The 19828-nt window shown below is 62.6% G+C and carries 17 protein-coding genes and 1 tRNA gene; 8 read left to right on the top strand and 10 right to left on the bottom strand.

From position 1 onward, the window contains the following. Positions 1-139 precede the first annotated feature (139 nt). Positions 140-1207: a potassium channel family protein gene (locus tag ACFWAD_RS14445; RefSeq protein ID WP_378449194.1), complete on the top strand. Its 1068-nt coding sequence runs from the start codon at positions 140-142 to the stop codon at positions 1205-1207. A gap of 38 nt (positions 1208-1245) precedes the next feature. Continuing rightward, on the top strand, positions 1246-2145 hold the full coding sequence (nudC, locus tag ACFWAD_RS14440) for an NAD(+) diphosphatase (protein ID WP_378534003.1): 900 nt from the start codon (positions 1246-1248) through the stop codon (positions 2143-2145). 30 nt (positions 2146-2175) lie between these two features. Here nudC and ACFWAD_RS14435 read toward each other — a convergent pair whose 3' ends face one another. Then, entirely contained in the window at positions 2176-2433 is a 258-nt protein-coding gene (locus tag ACFWAD_RS14435; RefSeq protein ID WP_003942350.1) for a mycoredoxin, read from the bottom strand. A gap of 103 nt (positions 2434-2536) precedes the next feature. On the opposite strand from ACFWAD_RS14435, the gene ACFWAD_RS14430 reads away from it, so the two are divergent. After that, complete coding sequence (locus tag ACFWAD_RS14430; protein ID WP_378544830.1) at positions 2537-4675, top strand: ATP-dependent DNA helicase UvrD2; 2139 nt, start codon at positions 2537-2539, stop codon at positions 4673-4675. 570 nt (positions 4676-5245) lie between these two features. Further along, on the top strand, positions 5246-5512 hold the full coding sequence (locus ACFWAD_RS14425; protein WP_269590699.1) for a WhiB family transcriptional regulator: 267 nt from the start codon (positions 5246-5248) through the stop codon (positions 5510-5512). A 26-nt stretch (positions 5513-5538) separates the two neighbouring features. Here ACFWAD_RS14425 and ACFWAD_RS14420 read toward each other — a convergent pair whose 3' ends face one another. The 3 genes from ACFWAD_RS14420 to ACFWAD_RS14410 form a co-directional block, all read right to left on the bottom strand. Further along, positions 5539-6882: an ABC1 kinase family protein gene (locus ACFWAD_RS14420; RefSeq protein WP_378449193.1), complete on the bottom strand. Its 1344-nt coding sequence runs from the start codon at positions 6880-6882 to the stop codon at positions 5539-5541. A gap of 4 nt (positions 6883-6886) precedes the next feature. Then, complete coding sequence (locus tag ACFWAD_RS14415; RefSeq protein WP_378544827.1) at positions 6887-7816, bottom strand: hypothetical protein; 930 nt, start codon at positions 7814-7816, stop codon at positions 6887-6889. Positions 7817-7917: 101 nt separating this feature from the next. Beyond that, entirely contained in the window at positions 7918-9318 is a 1401-nt protein-coding gene (locus ACFWAD_RS14410; protein ID WP_378544824.1) for a zinc-dependent metalloprotease, read from the bottom strand. Positions 9319-9441: 123 nt separating this feature from the next. Between ACFWAD_RS14410 and ACFWAD_RS14405 the strand changes: the two genes are divergently transcribed. Beyond that, positions 9442-10464, top strand: coding sequence for a PDZ domain-containing protein (locus ACFWAD_RS14405; protein ID WP_378449190.1), 1023 nt, complete (start codon positions 9442-9444; stop codon positions 10462-10464). 12 nt (positions 10465-10476) lie between these two features. Here ACFWAD_RS14405 and ACFWAD_RS14400 read toward each other — a convergent pair whose 3' ends face one another. Continuing rightward, positions 10477-11079 (bottom strand): PPA1309 family protein, encoded by a 603-nt coding sequence (locus ACFWAD_RS14400; protein ID WP_019747831.1) that lies wholly within the window; start codon positions 11077-11079, stop codon positions 10477-10479. Positions 11080-11253: 174 nt separating this feature from the next. Between ACFWAD_RS14400 and ACFWAD_RS14395 the strand changes: the two genes are divergently transcribed. After that, complete coding sequence (locus ACFWAD_RS14395) at positions 11254-14169, top strand: UPF0182 family protein (protein WP_378533989.1); 2916 nt, start codon at positions 11254-11256, stop codon at positions 14167-14169. A 106-nt stretch (positions 14170-14275) separates the two neighbouring features. Here the strand turns inward: ACFWAD_RS14395 and ACFWAD_RS14390 are convergent, their stop codons facing one another. Next, the gene (locus tag ACFWAD_RS14390; RefSeq protein WP_347872101.1) at positions 14276-14830 is read right to left on the bottom strand and encodes a transglycosylase family protein; all 555 of its coding nucleotides are present in this window, start codon (positions 14828-14830) and stop codon (positions 14276-14278) included. 450 nt (positions 14831-15280) lie between these two features. Here ACFWAD_RS14390 and ACFWAD_RS14385 point away from each other — a divergent pair. Continuing rightward, a tRNA-Met gene (locus ACFWAD_RS14385) sits at positions 15281-15354 on the top strand. 73 nt (positions 15355-15427) lie between these two features. Continuing rightward, positions 15428-16204, top strand: coding sequence for an esterase/lipase family protein (locus ACFWAD_RS14380; RefSeq protein ID WP_378544821.1), 777 nt, complete (start codon positions 15428-15430; stop codon positions 16202-16204). A gap of 4 nt (positions 16205-16208) precedes the next feature. Here ACFWAD_RS14380 and ACFWAD_RS14375 read toward each other — a convergent pair whose 3' ends face one another. The 4 genes from ACFWAD_RS14375 to ACFWAD_RS14360 are packed head-to-tail and all read right to left on the bottom strand — an operon-like array spanning position 16209 to position 19665. Then, on the bottom strand, positions 16209-16853 hold the full coding sequence (locus ACFWAD_RS14375) for a GntR family transcriptional regulator (RefSeq protein ID WP_378545348.1): 645 nt from the start codon (positions 16851-16853) through the stop codon (positions 16209-16211). A gap of 60 nt (positions 16854-16913) precedes the next feature. After that, complete coding sequence (locus tag ACFWAD_RS14370; RefSeq protein WP_378544818.1) at positions 16914-17984, bottom strand: isopenicillin N synthase family dioxygenase; 1071 nt, start codon at positions 17982-17984, stop codon at positions 16914-16916. After that, positions 17981-18886, bottom strand: coding sequence for an ABC transporter permease (locus ACFWAD_RS14365; RefSeq protein WP_378533981.1), 906 nt, complete (start codon positions 18884-18886; stop codon positions 17981-17983). The genes ACFWAD_RS14370 and ACFWAD_RS14365 overlap by 4 nt, the downstream gene beginning before the upstream one ends. Beyond that, positions 18883-19665: an ABC transporter ATP-binding protein gene (locus ACFWAD_RS14360; RefSeq protein ID WP_378533979.1), complete on the bottom strand. Its 783-nt coding sequence runs from the start codon at positions 19663-19665 to the stop codon at positions 18883-18885. Before ACFWAD_RS14360 ends, ACFWAD_RS14365 begins: the two co-directional genes overlap by 4 nt. Positions 19666-19828 lie beyond the last annotated feature (163 nt).

Genomic DNA, 19828 nt, shown 5'->3' with positions numbered 1-19828 from the left:
CGGTGGACCTTCTTGCCAGTAACGGCACCACTACCGGTCCGCTATTCGGCGCCCGAGTTCCGAAGTCGATCTTCGAGGGTTACGCTGCCTGCCGATGTCCGTGTAGGTATTTCGTAAGTTCGAGTGAGAGAGTCGATGTATGGCCGGTAAGCTCCGGGCGCGTTTGACCAGGTCGGAAGCATTGACCGATCAACCTGACTTCGCCCTTGTCGGGGTGCTGCGAATTCCCCAGCTGCAGACCAGTCCAGCTCGGGCCATCTACAAGCGAGTTCTCATCGCATTGGGTGCTCTCGGCGCCGCCGTGTTGATCGTGTACATCGATCGTGCGGGCTACCGTGACGCTCAGGACAACGAACTTTCCCTGCTCGACTGCATCTACTATGCGACGGTTTCGCTCTCGACCACCGGCTACGGCGACATCACCCCGTTCACGCCGTCCGCGCGCCTGGTCAACGTCCTGTTGATCACGCCACTTCGAATCTTCTTCTTGATCGTGTTGGTCGGCACCACACTTTCAGCTCTGACCGAGAGTTCGCGTCAGGCGTTCAAAATTCAGCGTTGGAGGCAGCACGTGCGTAATCACACCGTCGTCGTCGGATACGGAACCAAGGGACGCACGGCAATCGAAGCCATGCTCGGGGACGGTGTGCCGGCGTCGGAGATCGTGGTCGTCGACACCGATCAGGCCGTGCTGGATTCCGCTGCCAGCAAGGGGTTGGTGACGGTATTCGGTTCGGCTACGAAATCGGATGTACTTCGGTTGGCGGGCGCGCAGAATGCGTCGTCGATCATCGTGGCAACCAACCGCGACGACACCGCAGTGCTCGTGACGCTGACAGCTCGGGAAATTGCGCCGAAGGCCAAGATCGCCGCAGCCATCCGTGAAGCCGACAATGCGCATCTCCTGCGTCAGTCCGGCGCAGACTCGGTGGTCGTCTCGTCGGAGACGGCCGGCCGACTCCTCGGCATCGCGACCACGACGCCGACCGTCGTGGAGATGATCGAAGACCTGCTGACTCCGGAAGCCGGATTCGCGATCGCCGAGCGTGCTGTCGAGCGTGACGAGGTCGGTGGCTCTCCGCGTCATCTCTCCGACATCGTGCTCGGCGTCGTTCGCGACGGTCGTCTGGTCCGCGTCGGTTCGCCCGAGGTGGACGCCGTCGAGGAGAACGATCGCCTGCTGTACATCCGCCGCGTCACGAACTGAGTGCTACCGAGCTTCGTGCGCGCAGTAATGTCGTGAGCGTGAACGACTTCCAGCTGACCGAAACACCTCTGCTCTCACGTTCGAGCGTCGGCCGCGCCGAGGAATTGCGGTCGGACGCCGCTGCACTGACCACGGGCTGGACGGATGCGCTGCTTCTACGAGTGAATTCACGGGGGCAGGTCAAGGTGTCGCCGGAAGGTCAATTGGTCTTCGCCGAGGCAACCGAGTTGGGACCCGAACCGGTGCGCGGTGCGGTGTTCCTGGGAATTCGCGAGAATCGCCACGTGTGGGCAGTGCGGGTGTCGCTGCTGGCGGGCACGTTGTCCGAATTGCGGATGCTCGGCGGAACACTCGACGACGCGGACGCCGGCCTGCTGACCGGTGCCGTCGCGATTCTCAACTGGCACGACAGTGCCGGATTCAGCGCTATCGACGGCGCACCGAGTGAGCCCACCATGTCCGGCTGGTCTCGCATCTCCACGTCCACGGGCCACGAGGAGTTTCCCCGAACCGATCCGGCGGTCATCTGCCTGGTGCACGACGGCGGCGATCGAGTTCTGCTCGCGCGTCAGCCGACCTGGCCGCAGCGGCGTTTCTCGATTCTCGCGGGATTCGTCGAAGCCGGGGAGTCGCTCGAAACGTGTGTTGTCCGCGAGATCAAGGAAGAGGTCGGTATCGACGTGCACAGCGTCCGATACCTCGGCAGCCAGCCTTGGCCGTTCCCGCGCTCGGTGATGTTGGGATTTGCCGCAATCGGCGATCCCGCCGCTCCGCTGCTGTTCGCAGACGGCGAGATCGCCGAGGGCACCTGGTTCACCAAGGACGAGGTGCGCGCCGCTCTCGAACTCGGCGACTGGGGTTCGGAAGCGGACGCGCCGCTGCTGCTGCCCGGATCGATCTCCATCGCCCGCGGAATGCTCGAGAGCTGGGTCAAATAAGGGCTGGGTCAAATAGGGGCCTGAAAAGTTCTACAGACCCAGGGCCTGCTTGACCTGGTTGAGCGACGGGTTGGTCGCGACGCTGCCGTCGCCGTACTTCACGGTCGGGACGACGTGATTGCCACCGTTGACGCTGCCGACAAAGTCAGCTGCTGCCGGATCGTTCTCGATGTCGATCTCGGTGTACTCGATCCCCGACGCGTTGAGCTGCGTCTTGAGGCGGCGGCAGTAGCCGCACCACGTGGTCGAGTAGATGGTCAGGGCAGGCGCGTTTTCGGTAGAAGTCACGGCCGATATAACACCACGACCGAGAGCGTTGTTCCGTATCGGTCCGTGTTCTCTTGCCCACATACCGTCGGGCGCGGCGATTGGAGTGTCGGAACGTCCTGCCATGATGGTGCCCATGCCTGCGGACACCGGACTGGATCCAGAACAATCGGCCGCCGTGCTCGCGCCACGCGGCCCGGTGTGCGTCCTCGCGGGCGCTGGAACAGGCAAAACCCGTACCATTACACGTCGGATCGCTCATCTGGTTGCCGACGGTCATGTGTCGGCCGGTCAGGTGCTTGCCGTGACATTCACCGCTCGTGCGGCCGGGGAAATGCGTGGGCGTCTCCGTGAACTGGGCGTCGGCGGAAGTGGGCCGCAGGTCCAGGCTCGAACCTTTCACGCCGCTGCTCTCCGGCAACTGAAGTACTTCTGGCCGCAGGTTGTCGGTGACACGCCCTGGCGTCTGCTCGACCGAAAGTTCGCAGTTGTCAGTAGCGCCGCAGCTCGGGTGGGATTGTCCACCAGCACTGAAAGCGTCCGGGACCTCGCCAGCGAGATCGAATGGTCGAAGGCTTCGCTGATCGCGCCGGAGGACTACCCACGGGCGATCGCCAAGATTCGCCGTGAGGCACCGGTCGACGCCACCAAGGTGGCCCAGGTTTATGCGGCATACGAAGAGCTGAAAGCACGCGGCCAGGACGGCATGCTCCTGGACTTCGACGATCTCCTACTTCACACAGCGGCAGCTCTCGAAGAGCATTCGACGGTCGCCGACGAGTTCCGCGAGCGCTATCGCTGCTTCGTCGTGGACGAGTATCAGGACGTCACCCCACTTCAGCAGCGAGTGCTCGACGCCTGGCTGGGGGACCGCGACGACCTGACCGTGGTGGGCGACGCGAATCAGACCATCTACTCCTTCACCGGAGCCACCCCGAACTACCTGTTGGACTTCTCCCGCAAATTCCCCGAGGCGACCGTCGTCCGGCTCGAACGCGACTACCGCTCCACACCTGAGGTCGTGTCGTTGGCGAACCGCGTGATCGGTGCGGCGCGCGGGCGGATCGCCGGGACGCGTCTGCAGCTGATCGGCCAGCGCGCACCGGGGCCCGAGCCGGAGTTCATGGAGTTCGACGACGAGCCGGCCGAGGCGCTCGGCGTTGCGCGGGCGATCAAACGGCTGATCGCGGCAGGCACCCCCGCCGCCGAGATCGCTGTTCTGTACCGGATCAATGCCCAGTCCGAGGCACACGAGCAGGCGCTCACCAAGCTCGGCATCCCGTTCCAGGTGCGCGGTGGAGAAGGCTTCTTCACCCGTACCGAGGTCCGTCAGGCAGTGGCGGCGCTGCGCCAGGCTGCCGGACGCGACGACCTCCCCGAAGGTGCAGGCAACGGCGAAGCGCTGGTCTCACTCGTTCGCGCCGTACTCGCTCCGCTCGGCCTGACCAACGAGGAGCCTTCGGGTACTCAGGCACGCGAACGCTGGGCGTCGCTCTCGGCTCTCGTGGCGCTGACCGAAGAACAACTCGTCCACGAACCCGAACTCACGCTCACCGGGCTCCTGCAGGAGCTCACGGCCCGAGCCGAGGCGCGGCACCCACCGACAGTGCAGGGCGTGACGCTGGCTTCGCTCCACGCGGCCAAGGGACTCGAATGGGATGCGGTGTTCCTGGTCGGCCTCAACGACGGCACCCTGCCGATCCAACACGTTCTCGGCGACGCCAATTCCGGCGCCGACGACGTAGCGGTGGAGGAGGAGCGTCGGCTTCTCTACGTGGGGGTGACCCGCGCTCGTGAGCATCTGCAGCTGTCGTGGGCGCTGGCCCGCAACGAGGGCGGACGCAAGTCCCGTCGCCGGTCGAGATTCCTCAACGGACTCATCCCGGAGGACTCGCCTGCCTCGCGCGTCGCCGCGCCGTCGTCGGGGAACAAGAAGCGTCCGCGCTGCCGCGTATGCGGTAAACCGCTGATCGGGACGTCGGCGACAATGCTCGGACGCTGCGAGAAGTGCCCGTCCAATGTCGACCTGGAATTGCTCGAACATCTCAAGGCCTGGCGTCTGGACAAATCCCGTGAACTCAAAGTTCCGGCCTATGTCGTCTTCAGTGACAACACACTGATGGCTATTGCCGAACAACGACCACAAGACAATCGTGGACTGGTCTCGATTCCCGGAATCGGGCCGAAGAAACTCGACAATTTCGGCGAAGACGTACTTGCTGTCATTCGCGGTGAACTGCGAGCAGCAACACTCGATATCTGACAACACATCTGAAACGACAACCGTGAGTTACATAACCGCAGGTCAAAAATAGGTTGTGCAGATTCGAGAGATTCTCTACTCTGGTTTTCAGTGTTACGGGGCAACCTGTGCGCAGAAACTATCCGGACCGACACGAAATGGAGGTGGCAAATAAATGACGAACTTGATCTCTTACGAAGCGTGCGCAAGCGCAAAGTTCGCTGTTGCCGCCCCCATGCTGCCGCGTGCAGCGGGATGGGCGCAGCATGCGTTCCGCCTGCGCCCTCAAGCAGCAGCAAAGAAAGCAGCTGTCGAGTCCGTGTTCTTAAGCCATCGAGGTATTTCTCGGTAGGACACATCCGTTCACTTACGGCCACGGACCCGCAGCCCCTGCGGACCGTGGCCTTTGTGTTGGATACCCCTCTTGATCTGGTTTCCGACTCGGCTCAGGTTCGCACCCATCGAACCCATATCGTGCGACACAGTTTCGCATCCGAGCACTAGGAGACCGAGTTGTCTGCCCAGACAATCCGCGTGGAATCCGAAAACTCCACCACTGCAGCAACATCCACCGACGTCACTTCGGCTGCAGTGACATTCATCGAGGTCGCGTCCACCCGCCGCGACCTGCCGTGCCGGGCATCCAACCCCGATCTCTGGTTCGCCGAAGCTCCGGCCGAACTCGAGCAGGCCAAGGCACTGTGCGCGCAGTGCCCCATCCGTTCCCGTTGTCTCAGTGCGGCTCTCGACCGCGCCGAGCCCTGGGGGGTGTGGGGAGGCGAGATCCTCGATCAGGGGGCCGTCATAGCGCGCAAGAGGCCGAGGGGGCGCCCACGCAAGCAACTCGTGTGCGCGTGAGAGCTCTATTCGGCGGAGCCGGTGTCCTATTCGGCGGAGCCGGTGTCATCCAGAACCGGCTCCGCGAACCCTGGCAACCAACGAGTCAGGATTTCCATGTACGGGGCATATGCGTCCAACTGGGCGCATATGCCGACCGAACCGAGAAGAACACGAAAGATCATCAAATACTCGGCCGGAAGGTTGAGTGCACGGGCCGTTCGGAATTGCGCACTGTTGAAGTCAGTGGCGGTTCCGGCGGCCTTTTGCAGCCATGACCGAGTGAAGTGAAATGACTCGGTCTGGATCGGGTCGGTGAACGGGCGCAGGTAATCTGCGATCTCCTTGTCGGTCACCGTGCGACCGGGAATCACAAAACCGTTGGCGCGCAACAACTCCGTCAACTCGTCGAATTGTTCCTCGACCGCCAACCGCACCATCGTGCCGAGAACCCGTGGCAGTCCGTTCGGGAACGGCGCTGCAGCACCGAAGTCGATGACGCCGAGTCGGCCGTCCTCGAGAAGCATGAAGTTGCCGGGGTGCGGATCACAGTGGAGCAAGCCGACGCGTGCCGGAGACGCGAAGTGGAACTCGGCGAGTAGCGCACCGGCAGCATTGCGCTGATCCGGCGTTCCACTCTCGATGATTCTGGTCAACGGGGTTGCCGTCATCCATTCGGTCACGACTACTTTCGGCGCGCTCGCAACGACGTGCGGGATCACGAACTGCGGATCCCCGTCGAATTCTTTCGCGAATGCTCGCTGATTGTTCGCCTCGATCCGATAGTCGAGTTCTTCCTCCGTGCGGGCGGTGAACTCCTCGATCACGGGTCGCACGTCGACACCGGGCATGACCGAACCGAACAGGCCGGCAAATCTGCCCAAGGTCTTGAGATCGGCGCGAAGAGCTTCGTCGGCGCCGGGGTACTGAACTTTGACAGCTACGTCACGGCCGTCCGCCCAGACGGCTCGGTGAACCTGCCCGATGCTTGCCGACGCGGTCGGTTCGTCGTCGAACGACTGGAATCGATCGCGCCACTTGGTTCCGAGTTGCTGGTCGAGCATCTTGTGTACTTGCTTGGTCGGCAGCGGCGGGGCAGCGGCCTGGAGCTTGTTCAGCGACTCGCGGTACGGTTCCGCGAATTCCTCCGGAATAGCCGCCTCCATGACGCTGAGCGCTTGCCCCAGCTTCATCGCGCCGCCCTTGAGTTCGCCCAGCACCGCGAACAATTGCTCGGCAGCCTTCGCGCTCAACTGTGCGTCGATCTCTCCTTTGTCGCCGCCGGCGAGCTTGCGTCCGAAGCCCATGGCGGCGCGACCGGCCATCCCCAGGGGGATGCTCGCGAGTTTGGCAGTACGGGCAGAACTCTTGCGTGGGATCTCGGACACCACACCATCATGTCTGACTGGGGCGCCCTTTGCCCGAAACAGGTGCCAGGTATTGGCAACTGCAGGATATTTGCCGAGGCCAGCGCCTCGTTGTGATTCGATACGGACGGAGCGCGATCTCGAGCGTCGAGGACAGACTGGCTGCGGATGTTGCACCGCGCCGGGCCACCACACCGAGAGCCGCGTCGATCTCGGCCAGGGCCAGCGCGACGCTTGCATGGATCATCGCCGATTCCGCGTGGCCCGCGCTGCCGAGTAGCTGCGCGGACAGATGAAGCCAATGAGGGTCGAGTTCGGATCGGATGATGTCGGCGCACCGCAGGCAACTCGACTGACCCGGCAGGACTAGAGGACCGACCACACCGTTGCCGTCCCGGATGCGAACGGAAAGATGGGGGAGTCCGCATCGAACGAGATCGCTGACCAAGCGAGGATCTGTGACGACGTCGTCGGCCAAGACCACCAGTTGTTCGTTCCACGTGCGCACGACGTCGGTATTGCGATACCCGCGCGAACGTCGCGTGGTGATCCCGCCGGTGACGAGGGCGCGGTCGACGGCGTCCGAGAGCGGGCCGGCGCCGTGGATCCGGACGGACGCGGCGCTTGTGCCGGCAGTGTGGACGAATCCGGAATCGGCGAGTTGCTCGAGCAACGCCTCCGTCACCGACGTCGAAATCCCGCGCTTCGACGCTTCCCAGAGGATGGTGGCGCGGGATCTCGAGCCGTCCATCGTGCGAAGGATCGACTTCACCGCCCGCGCATCGACCCCGACAGGCAGCGTCAGCAGGACGGCGCGTCCGGGTGTCCATCCCAGCTGCAACCGACCGTCCGGGCGTGACAGAACAGCGATCCGCGGATCCCATCGGGGTCCCACGGATCGCTGTGTGTTCTGTGTCGTGCTGTTGTGTATCGCGCTGTTCTGCGTGTCACCGGTCATCGCTCGATGCTGGCATGACGGGCGGCCGGCGAGTCCGCTTCAGCGGCAGTTATCCACAGGCCGTCAACTTGGCTGAACTGCGAAAATGTGTCGAGAAGGAATTACTTCTCTTCGTCGTCCTCGCGGGTCTTGTCCATCGCTGCCTCAGCCGCACGCTCTTTTGCCTCGACGGCTTCGAGCTGGGCGATCGGGTCGTCGAAATTGCCGGCTTCGCCGCCGCCGAGGACACGGGCGACAAATCCGTCCGGTGCGTCGAGATCGCTCGAATCGGGCATGAGGTCGGGATGTGACCAGACGCCGTCCCGAGTATCCATACCGGCTTCCGCAGTGAGCTTCTGCCACAATCCGGCCGCTTCACGGACCTTACGAGGACGAAGTTCCAGTCCGACGAGCGTCGCAAAGGTCTGTTCGGCCGGTCCACCGGTGGCACGGCGACGCCGCAACGTCTCGCTCATCGCGGCGACACCGGGCAGTCGCTCGCCGAGTGCGGCGGTGACGACCGTCTCTACCCAACCCTCGACCAGCGCAAGCAGTGTCTCGAGCCGCTCGAGAGCGGCCTTCTGCTCCGGTGTGTTCTGCGGCTCGAACGTGCCCTGCTGCATCAGCGCTTCGAGCTTGCTCGGATCGGTGAGAGCAGACGGGTCGAGGTCCTTGGCGAATTCTTCCATCGCCGAGAAGTCCATCGTGATCCCGCGGGCGTACTCCTCGACTGTCGCGAGGACGCGCTGGCGCAGCCACGGAACGTGACTGTAGAGGCGCTGATGAGCTGCTTCCCGCGCGGCGAGGAACACGAGAACTTCCTGATGCGGCTGTTCGAGACCCTCACTGAAAGCCTGAACCGCAGCGGGGAGAAGGGCCGCGGTGCCTTCGGGTCCGAGGGGCAAGCCGATGTCTGTGGAGGAGAGCACCTCGGTGGACAATTGACCCAGTGCCTGGCCCAATTGCGAGCCGAACGCGAGTCCGCCCATCTGGCCTAGCATGCCCAGCATCGGGCCCGCCATCTGCTGTGCTTCCGCGGGAAGTCCCTGGACCCACATTCCAGCTACCTTCTCGGCTACCGGATCACAGAGTCGTTTCCACGTGTCGATCGTGTTGTCGAGCCAGTCGTTCGGAGTCCAGGCGAGGGTGCGGCTCGCTCCGGCGGGGAGCGTTGTCGCGGCGTCCAGCCACATCTCTGCCAGATGCGCTGCGTCGGCGATCGCCTTGACATTGCCTTCGGTGATCGGTGTGACCGACCCGATCTGTTGGCGTGCCAGCTTCTTGGCGATGTCGTAGTTCACCGGGCCGGACGTACCGGCCTGGCCCATCGACGAGCCCATTCCGCTCAGCATCTGACCGAACTGGGTGAGCATCTGGCCGAGTTGAGCCGGATCGAATCCCTCACCGCCCGCGCCGAACCCGAACGGCATGTCACCACCCCCAAACGGATTGCCACCCGCCGCGTTCTTGTCGCGATCGGGATCGTCGTCGGAGTTGGAGAAGCCGAACGGCATATTGCTCATACCTCAACGGTACAAGGCTCGAGCGGTCGGAGTCGCCCTCCGAGTCACGCTGACGGCGAACACGCACGGCGCTCAGGCGGTGCGATCGGTGCTCCGGCGCCTTCGCGCTTTACTCTGGATCAGGTGAATCGACGGATAGTGACGCTCTTGGCCGCACTCGCACCCATCGTCGTGTTGGGAGTCGTCGGAACAATGGTCACTGTTCCTTATGTCGCGCTCGGTCCGGGCCCCACCTTCAACACGCTCGGCGACGTCGACGGTAAGCCCGTTGTCGACATCCAGGGGGCCGAGGTCGATCCCACCGACGGCAACCTCAACATGACAACGGTGTCTGTTCGCGACGGCCTCAACATCTTCGAGGCATTCGGACTGTGGGCGAGTGGCAGCAACGGACTCGTCCCGCGCTCGGAGATCTATCCGCCCGAGAAGTCGAAGGAAGAGATCCAGCAGGCCAACACCGCCGACTTCCAGCAGTCCGAGGACAGTGCCGAGTTGGCCGCACTCCACTTTCTCGGCAAGCCGGTGGCACTGACTGTTTCGAAGGTGACCCCCGACGGTCCCGCAGCGGGTGCGCTGCAAGAAGGTGATGTCCTGGTCAAGATCGGTGACACTCCGGTCACCACGATCAGCGGCGTTCAGGACACGGTCGGGGCGATTGCTCCCGGCACTGCGATCAACGTCACCGTCATTCGCGCGGGCGTGGAGACCGTTGTGCCGGTCACCGTCGGGGCGCGGCCCAACAAGCCCGAATCGGGTTACCTCGGCGTCACGCCGAACGAGGTCCCGGACGTCCCCTTCACCGTGCAGTTCAACCTCGCCGACATCGGTGGTCCTTCTGCCGGACTGATGTTCACGCTGGCCTTGGTGGACAAACTGACACCGGGGGAGCTCAACGGCGGAAAGTTCGTGGCCGGAACGGGCACCATCGACTCCGCCGGTGAAGTGGGTCCGATCGGCGGTATCAGGTACAAGTTGATCGCCGCGTCCGAAGCAGGTGCGGAGACGTTCCTCGTGCCGGCCCAGAATTGTGACGAGGCGAAACAGAATGCGCCGGACGGGCTTCGACTCGTCAAGGTCGACAACCTGCCCGGCGCAGTGGACTCACTCGAGAGCCTCAACACCGGCGGCGACGCACCCCGCTGCTGAAAGCAGTCTCTGTCAGTCTTCTTCGACCTCGTCGAGCGTCGCGTACAGCGCGTGCACGAGGTGAGGTGCGAGACCGTCGTAGGTGAGCAGTTCCAGGTCGCCGTATGGATCCGCATCCTCGTCGGGACGCATCTGCAACAGCGACAGCGACGGACCGTCACGCAGCACGCCGACGAACAGTCGAGCTTCGCGTCGATCGGGATGCGCGTTGGCAGTCAGTCGAGCGACCTCGTCCGCCGCGTGCTGATCGGTCAACACCGGCGCTGTGGCGTGGTCGAGATCCGATTCCGCCTCGGGCGGTAGGACGACGATTTCCTGCACCAGGATGCAACCCTGGACAGACTCGGGCCAATGCGTCGTTGCCAGGAACTCGTCGAGTGCGCGTGAACCGCCGATGATGTCCTCGGGGAGCGATTCCTGCTCGATCGGTGTGTATTCGGCACCCTCGGCGAGTTGGTCCAGCAGTCCGGGTTCGGCTGCGGCGAGCATTTCGGTGGGTACCAACGCGTACAGCTTCGGCGGTTGATCCCAGCCTTCGGCGTCGATGTGGTCGACTACTTCATGAACGCACCGGGCGAGGGCACTCGGTGATCTGCTCATATTCTCTTCACTCACACGTTCATCCTCGCATCTTCTGCCTGGCTTCCCGCTCTCCGTGTTGTCAACCCGTGACCGTTGTTACGTAGAGTGGTCGGAAACGGCCAAGTCCACTCGGGCGTGGCCGCAGTGATCGATGCAATCGGTTGCGACGCCACGGCGTCGCCAAATCTTGGAGCGTGGCACGTGGGCATGCGGCCCCCCGCAGGTTTACCCTCTCTGTCCAGACGCAGTCGAATCTTGTTGGTGGTGGCTGTCGTTGTGGCGGCCTTGCTGCTCGTGGGGCCGCGACTGATCGGCATGTACACGGACTGGTTGTGGTTCGGCGAAGTCGGCTTCCGTGGTGTGTTCACCAAGGTTCTGCTGACGCGATTCGTTCTCTTCCTCGTTGTCGGAATTGTCGTCGGAGCCATCGTGTGGCTCGCGATGCTTCTCGCGTACCGTGCACGTCCGGTGTTCGTCCCGGTCTCCGGACCCAATGATCCGATCGCGCGCTACCGCACCACCGTCATGTCGCGACTTCGTCTGTTCGGCGTGATCATTCCGGTAGCGATCGGCATCCTGTCCGGTCTCATCGCGCAGGCCAACTGGGTCACCATCCAGTTGTTCCTCAACGGTCAGCAGTTCGGCATCACCGATCCCCAGTTCCATCTGGACGTCGGCTTCTACACCTTCGATCTGCCGTTCTACCGCTTCGTTCTGAACTGGTTGTTCGTCTCGATCCTGCTGGCATTCGTGGCGAATCTGATCACCCACTACGTTTTCGGTGGAATCAAATTGGCCGGGCGCGCTGGGACATTCACCACTGCCGCTCGTATTCAACTCGCTGTTATCGCCGGAACCTTTGTGCTCCTCAAGGCGGTTGCGTACTGGTTCGATCGGTACTCGTTGATGTCGAGCAGTCGTAAGGAACCGACCTTCACCGGTCCGGGCTTCACCGACATCAATGCGGTGCTGCCGGCGAAGCTCATTCTGTTGTCCATCGCCGTCATCTGCGCCTTGGCGTTCTTCGCGTCGATCTTCACGCGGGATCTTCGGATACCGGCCATGGCAGTCGCTCTCCTGGTTCTCTCGTCGGTGCTCGTCGGTGCGGTCTACCCGATGATCGTCGAGCAGTTCTCCGTCAAGCCCAATGCGGCGCAGAAGGAGAGCACGTACATCGAGCGGAACATCGAAGCGACCCGTCAGGCGTACGGGATCACCGAAGAGAACGTCGACTACGTCGACTATCCGGGCATCGGCACCAAGCAACCCCAGGATGTTCCGGCCGACCGGACCACGATCGCGAACACACGATTGTTGGATCCGACGATCCTGTCGCCGACGTTCACCGCTCAGCGTCAGCTCAAGAACTTCTACGGGTTCCCGCAGACGCTCAACGTCGACCGTTACGAACAAGACGGACAGTTGCGCGACTTCGTTGTCGCAGCGCGTGAGCTGTCGCCGAACAACCTTTCCGGCAACCAGACGGACTGGATCAACAAGCACACGGTCTACACGCATGGCAACGGCTTCGTCGCGGCCCAGGCAAACGAAGTCACGGCCGTGCAGGGCGACAGTCAGAACAACACCGGTGGTTACCCGATCTACTCGGTGAGCGACCTGACGACCACACCCGAGAACGAGAACCTCAAGGTGGACAATCCTCGTTCGTACTACGGCGAGGTGATAAGTCAGTCGGACGCCGATTACTCGATCGTCGGTTCCGTCGACGGTGAGGGACCGCGGGAGTACGACACCGACACCTCGAAGTACACCTACACAGGCTCGGGTGGCGTTTCGATCGGCAACTGGTTCAACCGTCTTGCATTCGCGGCGAAGTACACCGAGCGCAACATCCTGTTCTCGAGTGCAATCGGCTCGAACTCCAAGATCATCTTCAAGCGTGATCCGAAGGAAAGGGTCGAGGAGGTCGCGCCTTGGCTGACGACTGACGGCGCTGCTTACCCCGCAGTGGTCGACGGCAAGATGCAGTGGATCATCGACGGCTACACCACTGCCCAGGACTACCCGTACGCGCAGCGCAGTTCGCTCGACGGTTTGGTCGAGGACAGTATCGACCAGACGACCGGGCGCCTCATTCCACGCCAGGAGTTCTCCTACATCCGCAACTCCGTGAAGGCCACGGTCGATGCCTACGACGGCACCGTCACGCTGTACCAGGTCGACGAGCAGGATCCGGTTCTGAAGGCGTGGATGGGGGTCTTCCCGGACACGGTCAAGCCGAAGAGCGAAATTTCGGACGACCTGCAGGCGCACTTCCGGTACCCGGAAGACATGTTCAAGGTCCAGCGCGAGATGCTGGCGAAGTACCACGTCGACGATCCGAGTGAGTTCTTCACCAACAACGCGTTCTGGTCGGTTCCGAGCGATCCGACGATCGACACGACCGCCAACCAGCCGCCGTACTACGTGCTGGTCGGCGACAAGGACACCGCGAAAGCGGATTTCCGTCTGACCAGTCCGATGGTCGGGTTCAGTCGTGAGTTGCTGTCGGCCTACATTTCGGTGGCGAACGACAAGGAGAACTACGGCAAGTTCACGGTGCTGCAGTTGCCCACCGATACGCAGACTCAGGGTCCACAGCAGGCGCAGTCTGCGATGACGTCGGATTCGCGTGTTGCTTCGGAAGTGTCACTGCTCAAGCAGTCGAACAAGATTCAGTACGGAAACCTGCTGACTCTGCCGATTGCCGAGGGCGGAATCCTCTACGTCGAGCCCTTGTATTCGCAGCGAAACTCGCAGAACGCGTTCCCTCAGTTGGCGCGTGTGCTGGTGAGCTTCAGCGACACCAACGGCATTCGGATCGGTTATGCACCGACCGTCTCCGAGGCGATCAGTCAGATTTGGCCGGGCGCGGGTTCGGCAGCGACGGTCACCCAGCCGGCACCCGATCCGGATACCGGAGCGCAACCGGAAACGCCGACAACTCCGACGGCACCGGCCCCGCCGGCTTCTTCGGACGACGTCACGAAGGCACTCGCCGAGGTCAATTCGGCAATGGCCGCATTGAAGTCGGCGCAGCAGAGCGGTGACTTCACCAGCTACGGTGCTGCGCTCGACCGCCTGCAGAAGGCTGTTGACGCGTACCAGGCGCTGCCGAGGTAAGCAGCGTCAGTTCGTGAACAGCGTCGGTTCGTGAACAGCAGAAGGCCCACCATCCGTTCGGATGGTGGGCCTTCTTGTGTGCTCAGGTGAAACTGTGCGAGCTGAATCAGCGCAGTGCTGCAACGATCGGTGCGTTGGCATCGGAGAGCTGCTGGAACTGTGCTGCGAAGCCGTACTGGCCGGCGAGGTCACGAGCGGTGTCGTAGGCCTGCTGTGCGGCGGGCTTGAGCTCGGCCGGGATCTCGAGGGCGGGTGCAACTGCGGGTGCCTCGGCGACGGGAGCCGGTGCTGCTGCGGGAGCTTCTTCGACTGCGGGCTCGCTCGCGACGGTCAGACGCTGGCCGCAGACGGGCCATGCGCCGGGGCCCTGGCTCTGCAGGGTGTTCTCGGCGACGCGGATCTGCTCTTCCTTGGAAGCGTTGGCGGGCGAGCCGCTGCCACCGTTGGCGGTCCAGGTGCTCTGCGAGAACTGCAGGCCGCCGTAGTAGCCGTTGCCGGTGTTGATGTTCCAGTCGCCACCGCTCTCGCACTGTGCGACGCCGTCCCAGTTGTGGGTGGCTGCGGAAGCGGTGCCGGTGCTGATGGTGAGGGGCACTGCGACAAGTGCGCCGGCTACTGCCAATGTGCCGAGTGCACGCTTGCTGATGCTGGTGTACGTCATGTCGGGGTAAATCCTCTCCGCGCTTGCTGACATCGGCGGGCCTGCGGGTCGGCGGTGGTGCTGGCTTTCCCGGGCGCTTGTCTCTCCGTGTCTCTGCCCCTCGAAGGTTTCGGGGGTTCCGATCCCGCGGGGCAGAGTCGAGCAGCGGCGGGTCGGCGTTCGCCCGGTTGATTCGGGCCGGGACCGACCGTACGGGAGCGCTGAACGAGGGTCGATTCGCAAATTTCCGGACCTTCTGGTCTGCTCCCACTGGCGAACTCCGACGTTTACGCTGGTAGAGCCTTTCCGATGCGGTTTCGAGGTACGTTCGTTACATGCCTGTTATGTGTTGATGCTCACGGGCATTTTGTGAAGCCAGTCACTCGGATTTGCGACTTTCAGGCGTGTATTTCACTCCAGCGCAGGCGATTTGCGTTCCGTTCATCTGCTCGTGTAACTTTGTCCATGCATCGCGGGGTGGAGCAGCTCGGTAGCTCGCTGGGCTCATAACCCAGAGGTCGCAGGTTCAAATCCTGTCCCCGCTACTAGAAAAGGACCGCCGTACTGGATTCCAGTGCGGCGGTCCTTTTTTGCGTGCGTCCGTCGTAGGGTTGCGACGTGCGATTCTCGAAGGTGCCCCTGTTATCGGTCGTCACCGCTTTTCTGGCGATTGCGGCGTCGGTGTTCTCTGCGAGCAATGCTGCAGCCGGTGGATGGGTCGAGGCGGGGAAGCGCGTGGTCTTCATCGTTCCGGGCCAGCAGCTCTACAGCTCAGGTGAAGCCCATCAAGCGCCTTACCGCGCCCTCGACGAGGCACTGCAGGATGCGGGCTACGAGACGCATTTCGTCGATGCACCCGGCAAAACGATTGCCGAAGATGCCGAACTGATCGCCGAGTCGATTCGCACCTACGCTGCTGACGCCACATACGTCGGCGTAGTCGCGCACAGTGCGGGCGGACTGAGCGCCCGGTATTACGCGAAATTCTTCGGTGGCTCGGACATCGTGGATTCATACGTCGCTATTGGCGCTCCGCAGTACGGCAGCCCCGGTGGCTGCGTGCAGGGCCCCGCCGACGGCTACGACACCTGTATGTTCTCCGAAGTTCTCACCAAGCTCAATGCCGGTGAGGACACTCCTGGCGCAGCCTACTATTCGGTGGTGCAGAGCTCGGGCGAGTGGGCGGACGGTCGGCTGGACGGGGGCCAGTGCCGGGTGTACGTCGATGGCGTTCCCGGTTCCGGAACCGGAGCAGACCACCTGACCGAGCTCGAGCACCCCGAGGTGATCTCGGGAGCGATCAGCGCGATGGGGCGCGACTGTGTCGGCACTTTCGTGGACGAGAACGACGGCGACATCACGTGGCCGGACACGTTGTTCCCGTCCTTCCGGTAAAGCTTCAGGTCCGGGTTGTTCGGACGAGTAGCCCGGCCACGTGCGCGCTCGCGGCGGTTCTCGCTCCCAAGGCGTCACCAGATTCGATGGCCGCGACTATACGAGCGTGCTCGGTGACAGCGATCCGGCGATTGAGCTCGAGGCTCCACATGTCCGAACGGTAGAGATGTGACTGCCCATCCAGACGGTGCAGGGCTTCACTGAGTGGGTGATTGCATGCCGTCTCACGAATCAACGTGTGGAACTCGAGGTCCAGCTTCGAATCCCGACGCTGATCCGGCGGGCTCTCGAGAAGTTCGCGTTGCACCTGCACCATCTTGCTGAGCTGCGCCACGGTTTCGTGAGTGGCATTCGCCGTCGCGTTGAACGCTGCGAGACCGTCGAGTACCTCACGCACCTCGAAAACAGCGCGCAGCGACTCCGCGTCCAGCGAATCGACTTTTGCACCCGCATTTCGGGTGTGGACGGCGATGCCCTCGTAGATCAACTGCTGCACGGCCTCGCGGACAGGCGTGCGACTGACATTGAGTTTGCTCGCCAGCGCGGGAACACTCAGTGGTGTCCCCGGCGCCAGCTCTCCCGAAAAGATCAGTTCGCGAAGCGTCTCGTGCACGGACTCGGTGAGCAACGCTCGTTCGGTGGTGGTCATCTTGTCCTCACTTCGATCCTGCACGATATCGACGGTACCCGGGAGCGCCACCCGGCACCGTCACCCGACGGCGCGCACCCGGTCAGCGCTGCGACGGTCGACCTCGGGCGCCGTCGCGCCTTTCAGTCCGGCCACCTTGGCCGCGATGTTCTCGGCGATCGTGATCGGCGGGTATCCCACTTCGCCCGATGTGAGAGTTCCTGGCAGTGCTTCGATGACGGCGTCGTAGTTTCCGTCGAAAAAGAATGCGGCAGAGCGACGTCGGATGATCTGGCCGTCGACGATCGGCGGGTCGACTCGGTGCACTGTCGAGCGCCATCGGTCGTTCGTCCAGCGCGCCATCGCGTCACCGAGGTTGATCAAGAGTGCGCCGTCGGCAGGTTGGACGTCGTGCCACACGCCGTCGGTACTCAGAACTTGTAGGCCCGGAACCTGATCTGCCCACAGGATGGTCAAGATTCCGAAGTCGGTGTGAGCGCCCATTCCCGTCATGTCGCCGGAGATCCGGATCTCGCCCTCGGGCAGTGCGTAGTTGTTCATCTTCATCGCGTCGATCGAGTGGTCGAGCATCGAATCGAAGTACCCGGGCTGCAATCCGAGGGCGTCGGTGAAGGCACACATCAGGATTCGTGCCAAACTCTGTGCCTGGCGGAAATACTCTTCGATTGCCGGTCGGAAGCCGGGCGCAGCGTCGGGCCAGGTGTTGGCGGCGTAGCTGGACTCGGGTAGCTCGACGCCCGGATAATCGCTCACCTCCGTACCGACGACTATCGCTTCGTAGAAGTCGTTCATCTGGTTTGCAGACGCGACGCCCAGGCTCATGCTGAGTGATTCCGACTTCGGCGGTGAGTAGCCACGGTTCTCGGACGAGGGGCGGCGATAGTTGTTCTTGAGCGCAAGTGGGAGCGCAAAGAACTCGTTGAGGGCGTCGGCCAGGCCGTCGGTCGCTGACTGTGGAATGTCGTGTCCGACAATCTGTATGAAGCCGACGTCCCGGCACGCGCGATCGAGTTGAGTTGCCACTTCCGCACAGGCAGTGCTGTTGGTGGCGTTTGTAACCGTTGCCTCGCCGCGGAGGTACGGGCTGATATCGATCGTAGGAATTTCGAAGACAGGAGTTTCGTGGGTCATTTAAAGTCCTTGCGGCCGGACGTGTGCCACTTACCGACGAGCACACGTGAGAGGAATCCAAAGGCAGAGAAGACGAGGACGCCGAACACCGACGCGATCACGATCGCGGCGATCAGATCCTCGGACTGAAGGCGGCTTCGGTAGACGTCGAGCAGCGTTCCGATCCCGGGTTGTCCTTTGGCGAAGAACATGTCGCCGATGATGGCGCCGACGACAACAAGGCCGGATGCGGTGCGGATACCGGTGAGAATGGCCGGCATTGCCGCTCGCAGTTCGAGTTTCACCAGTCGATCCCACCGCGACGCTCGTCCGAGGGTGAAGAGTTCGTGCAATCCGCGATCGACCGACTGTAATCCGAAGTGTGTGTTGGTGATGATCGGGAAGGCTGCGATGAGAACACACACCAGAGTACGAGCGGTCATGCCGTAGCCGAACCAGAGGCCGATGAGGGGCACGATGGCGAGGATGGGAATGACTTGCAGCACAACGGCGTACGGATAGACGATCCGCTCGATCCACTTGGCTTGGCTCATCAACACACCGGTTCCGACGCCGACTGCCACCGCGACGACGAAGCCGACCAGCGCAACCTGCGCCGTCACGGCGAGGGCTTCGAGCATGGGAGAGAGATGTTTCCAGTCGAGCAGCGACTTGGTCAGCACCTGACTCGGTGGCGGGAGGAGAAACCGACGTTCGGGGGAGAGGACGAGATAGCTGACGATCGACCAGGCCGCGACCGCGCCGGCAAGGGAGAGCAGCGGATAAAGGACGAGGGCACCGAGCGCTCTCATTCGCGAGTTCCGTCCGTTCTGTGCCTCTGCTTGTATGGTGGTCGCAGAGTCAGAGCGAACCGCGGTCTTGCGTGTGGTGTTGCCTCGCCCAACTGCAAGAACTTCGGTCATCGTAGGCTCCCGTGCAGACTGGCCGAGATATCGGCGACGTACTCGGTGTAGCGGGCGTCGTAGCGCAGTTCCGGGCTACGTGGGTAAGGGAAATCGATGTCGACGACCGAATGTATTCGTCCGGGCCTGGCGGTCATGACAACCACCTTGCTTGCCAGGTACACGGCCTCGGATACCGAGTGCGTGATGAACATCGAGGTGAATCCTTTTTCGGTGTACAACCTTTGAAGTTCCACCTGCATCTCCAGGCGGGTCATCTCGTCGAGTGCGCCGAAAGGTTCGTCGAGGAGCATCACAGCGGGTGCGAGCGTGAGGGCGCGAGCCAACGACACGCGCATCTTCATTCCGCCGGACAACGCATTGGGCAGTTGCTGTGCAAAGTCCGCAAGGCCTACCGCGCGGATTGCCTCGTCGGCGCGCAACTTTCGCGCTGCTTTGTCGCCGCCACCGAGTTCGGCTGACAATTCGACGTTGGCCTGCACATTCCGCCAGGGGAGAAGGGTCGGCTCCTGGAAGATGAAGCCTACTGATTCGGTGTCGAGGGCAACCGCGCCGCTCGTCGGTCGTTCGAGGCCGGCCGCCATGCGCAACAAGGTCGACTTGCCACAGCCGGAGGGTCCGACCACGGCGACAAATTCTCCCCGCTCCACGTCCAGATCGATGCCGTCCAGCGCGACTGTGCCGGTGTCGAACTTCTTGACGACGTCGGAAAAGACCATCTGCATCGGCGCGGTGAGTTTGCGAGCGTCGGCATCCTGCATCGTGTTCGCGAGTTCCATCTGAGCCTCCGGTTCAATAATGCATGCAAACGTTCTTCAAGATCTACGACATATCTTGGATTGCATGTATGTCGTCGAGATTGCTGAATGTAAATGTGAGGTGACATTGCAGGTAAGGAAAGGATCTTGGCCTGCGTTACCTGATGGAAACAACCAGGCGATT

The organism is Rhodococcus sp. NPDC059969 (assembly GCF_042738325.1).
Classification (GTDB): Bacteria; Actinomycetota; Actinomycetes; order Mycobacteriales; family Mycobacteriaceae; genus Rhodococcus_F.
The sequence above is the reverse complement of the archived record's forward strand: the minus strand, read 5'-3'. Positions and strand labels throughout refer to the sequence as shown.

Bases quoted from the DNA above. Each gene is read 5' to 3' on its own strand.
- ACFWAD_RS14365 (WP_378533981.1), bottom strand. From the start codon at position 18,886: ATGACCGAAGTTCTTGCAGTTGGGCGAGGCAACACCACACGCAAGACC.
- ACFWAD_RS14410 (WP_378544824.1), bottom strand. From the start codon at position 9,318: ATGAGCAATATGCCGTTCGGCTTCTCCAACTCCGACGACGATCCCGAT.
- ACFWAD_RS14390 (WP_347872101.1), bottom strand. From the start codon at position 14,830: ATGACGTACACCAGCATCAGCAAGCGTGCACTCGGCACATTGGCAGTA.
- ACFWAD_RS14430 (WP_378544830.1), top strand. From the start codon at position 2,537: ATGATGGTGCCCATGCCTGCGGACACCGGACTGGATCCAGAACAATCG.
- ACFWAD_RS14415 (WP_378544827.1), bottom strand. From the start codon at position 7,816: ATGACCGGTGACACGCAGAACAGCGCGATACACAACAGCACGACACAG.
- ACFWAD_RS14445 (WP_378449194.1), top strand. From the start codon at position 140: ATGGCCGGTAAGCTCCGGGCGCGTTTGACCAGGTCGGAAGCATTGACC.
- ACFWAD_RS14360 (WP_378533979.1), bottom strand. From the start codon at position 19,665: ATGGAACTCGCGAACACGATGCAGGATGCCGACGCTCGCAAACTCACC.
- ACFWAD_RS14370 (WP_378544818.1), bottom strand. From the start codon at position 17,984: ATGACCCACGAAACTCCTGTCTTCGAAATTCCTACGATCGATATCAGC.
- ACFWAD_RS14375 (WP_378545348.1), bottom strand. From the start codon at position 16,853: ATGACCACCACCGAACGAGCGTTGCTCACCGAGTCCGTGCACGAGACG.
- ACFWAD_RS14395 (WP_378533989.1), top strand. From the start codon at position 11,254: ATGCGGCCCCCCGCAGGTTTACCCTCTCTGTCCAGACGCAGTCGAATC.